This window comes from Blautia sp. MSK.20.85, from assembly GCF_013317245.1.
GTDB lineage: Bacteria > Bacillota > Clostridia > Lachnospirales > Lachnospiraceae > Blautia_A.
Genome location: NZ_JAAIUN010000061.1, coordinates 1 through 2,921 on the forward strand (window position 1 = coordinate 1; position 2,921 = coordinate 2,921).

Here is a 2,921-nt window from a genome sequence, read left to right on the forward strand (position 1 = left end):
ATTAAACAGTGCTCGCTCGATTCTATTTATCCTCGATACCCCGAATCGTTACTCCTGCATCTGCAGGAAGGGAATAATAACCTGTCCGAATGCTATACTCCGGACCACAACCCAAAAACTCTCGTTTCCAGGCTCTGGCAGTTCATAGGTTTACCAATTACAGACTTCTCAGGGTCTGCAAGTGTATCGCATCTCACACATGTCATCGCATCACCAGCCTGCCGACTGGCTTTGGTCAGTGCTTTTTCGCAGCATTATTAGCTCTAAAAATGTTTTTACGTCTTATAATCCTATAGCGGCATCTTCCTCGTGCTCACTGTATGAAATGTCACGTCAGTTATTATTGGATATTCAGTTATCACGGTGCGTTTTAGGGAGTCCTTAAAGCTCCTCTAATTACTAAAGTCAAATGACTTCGGAAGATGCAAAAGATTTTGAAAAATTTTTTAAAAAAATTTATTCATATACATTTCACGCATCTTATTAAGAATGGATTTCAGCTTGTATGACAGCATCTGTCTGGAAATTCCCATAATCTCTGCCATCTGTGTCTGTGTCTTGTTTTCAAAGAAAATACCGTAAATAATCATGCGTTCCTCGGAGTTCAGCTGATTGATCACTTTGTGGATATCCTGCTGTTCCATTTTTGTCAGCACACTATGCTCCACATCACAATTCAGATCCGGAAAATCCTCTATCATAAAGCCTTCTCCATCAATGGACTGACCACTGTAAGGTACTTCCCTCAACATCTTGTCCACGACCTCTCCCAATTCGTTTTTGATTTCTACCTTTTTTGCCTTGCTGCTTCTATAAAAATTGTTCATCGCATACGCAACCTCTTTTGTAATCTCAATCATCTCTCCATCAATATTTGCGTAATACTTTCCTTCATAAAAATATGGGTGTTCAATATACATGTCCGTTCCTCCTGAATTTGAAATCTCGTTGCTTGTTTCAAATCCAGAAGGCGGACCTCTGTTTAGAATCATGCCTGCTCCGCCTTTATCCTGCCGGGACATACCCGCAGTTATTGGCTGAGAAATTCAGGCACGAAAAAAAGCCCCAGTAGTTTTTTTCTTAACTACTGAGGCCTTCGTCTCTTTCTTATATTCAGTTATCTATGCCTTCTTTCATCAGCATAATCATTGTATCAGGATAAAGTTCACAAAGTATCCGCAATACATTCCTATAAGTTCACATCATTATTGAAATCGTACATATTTCAGTATAAAAAGTTCACCGTGTTATTCTTCTACTTCTTTTCCATCTATATATAGTTGAAATTTATCAGGATTATTGACAACATCATAGTCCTTTCCATATTCTACAGGTCTGTATTCGGCTGTCATTACCGATTCCCCATCTTCAATATCCTCTTTCCATAAATAGATGTTCATATCAAGACTCGTCGCATATCCCCTGTCTGTGGAGAATTTTGTCGAATGAAAAGAATTCTCCTTGTACATCTGCAAAAGTTCTCTTGCAAACGCTTCTCTATCCTCAATATTTTCCCGGTTAGCTACTACGGTTAGATTTTCATCCTGATTTATGGAAAATGTTCCTACTACATCAGGTTCACCTTCCTTATGACCAGATTCAGGTTTCCCATAAATACTTCCTGTAGCAATTATCAAGATGACTGCTCCTGAGATTACTGCAATTATCTTTCTTTTCATATTTTCATTAATTTCCTTTTAATTGTTTTACTGCGTAATTGATTACTTCTTCCGGTGTGGGTCTGTCTCCTTTAAGTGTCATTTTCTTCCATTCTTCCTGCACATCCGGATCAGGATTATCAAATCCTGCATCTATGGCTATCTGCATTTCTCTGCGTACCTCTTCTGGTGTTGTGTTGTACTTTTTTGCAATTTTCTCATAAATAGTTTTCTCTCTCATTCATTTTCCTCCAATATATAAGTAGAATTACACATTGTTCTATAGAACTAATTTAGCATATTTCTATTATCATGAAAAGACACTTTACAATTTAAAGCGGAATAAAAAGTCAAAAAAAAGAAGAGCTACTTGCTCTTCCCATTTTGTCATATTACTCTTCCAATAATGTATGAATTACTTTGATAATTTTTTTCTGCTCTTTGATCGGAAGTTTTTCTATTTTCTCTGCCAGCTCATTGGTAACACCTGTAACTGAATGTGCCACAACATCAATCAAAAGAGTATCTGCAGAAACATCTAATGCATTTGCAATTGCAACAAAGGTATCCAATTTTGTAACTTTCAAGCCTCTCTCTATTACACTCACATGCGTCGGACTTAAATTTACTAATGCAGCCAGTTCCTCTTGCGTGAGATTTTTTGCTTCTCGTGCTGATTTGATTCGCTGTCCTACTGCTTTCAAATCCATCGTAACACCTCCTTCAGAACGAATAATCGTTCTGAATTTAGTATACTTGTGGATATCTTAAATATACAGAATCGCAAAGCCAAGTTCTAATTCTACAGAACTATATTCAAAGTTTTTCTTTGCATTTTCGTAAAAAAGCGTTATGATTGAATCAGTTAAATCAAAGGAGGTATCAAATCATGAAATCACATAAATACTGGTCCTTAGGCGCACTTTTCTGTATGTTGGGATGCATTTATTCTGGAATCAAAAAATCTATGACTGCACATAAATACTTTGCCTATTCTTCATTGCTTTGTATGGGCATGTCCATTTATTCCGGTCACAAACTGGTTTCTCCAAAGAAGAAAAAAATCACTGAATCAAATAATAGTGAGAATAGTTAAAAAAAATTGACTTTTATTCATCAAAGACAAAGTTGCTGGAGAATATTTTTTCTCTCCAGCAACTTTCTTTATCTTTAAGCCATTGAAACACAATAATTTCCAATCAGCTTCGTCCAACTATTATATTTATTCTTTTCACACACCTTTCGGCAAATTTCATTTTCCAT

Annotated in this window: 5 protein-coding genes; 1 reads left to right on the forward strand and 4 read right to left on the reverse strand. The window is 36.5% G+C overall.

What is annotated here, in order from left to right; all coding sequences use genetic code 11:
• Window positions 1-446: 446 nt before the first annotated feature.
• The 4 genes from G5B12_RS16765 to G5B12_RS16780 all read right to left on the reverse strand — a co-directional run bounded on the left by G5B12_RS16765 (window position 447) and on the right by G5B12_RS16780 (window position 2,368).
• The gene (locus tag G5B12_RS16765; protein WP_023922628.1) at window positions 447-920 is read right to left on the reverse strand and encodes a sigma-70 family RNA polymerase sigma factor; all 474 of its coding nucleotides are present in this window, start codon (window positions 918-920) and stop codon (window positions 447-449) included.
• A gap of 327 nt (window positions 921-1,247) precedes the next feature.
• Complete coding sequence (locus G5B12_RS16770) at window positions 1,248-1,679, reverse strand: hypothetical protein (RefSeq protein WP_012744263.1); 432 nt, start codon at window positions 1,677-1,679, stop codon at window positions 1,248-1,250.
• 7 nt (window positions 1,680-1,686) lie between these two features.
• Entirely contained in the window at window positions 1,687-1,899 is a 213-nt protein-coding gene (locus G5B12_RS16775) for a sporulation initiation factor Spo0A C-terminal domain-containing protein (protein WP_012744264.1), read from the reverse strand.
• Between the two features lie 151 nt (window positions 1,900-2,050).
• Window positions 2,051-2,368, reverse strand: coding sequence for a helix-turn-helix domain-containing protein (locus G5B12_RS16780; protein WP_117457281.1), 318 nt, complete (start codon window positions 2,366-2,368; stop codon window positions 2,051-2,053).
• A gap of 179 nt (window positions 2,369-2,547) precedes the next feature.
• Between G5B12_RS16780 and G5B12_RS16785 the strand changes: the two genes are divergently transcribed.
• Window positions 2,548-2,754 carry a DUF6219 family protein gene (locus G5B12_RS16785; protein WP_008688150.1) on the forward strand — a complete coding sequence of 69 codons (207 nt, stop codon included), beginning with the start codon at window positions 2,548-2,550 and terminating at the stop codon, window positions 2,752-2,754.
• Window positions 2,755-2,921: the final 167 nt, after the last annotated feature.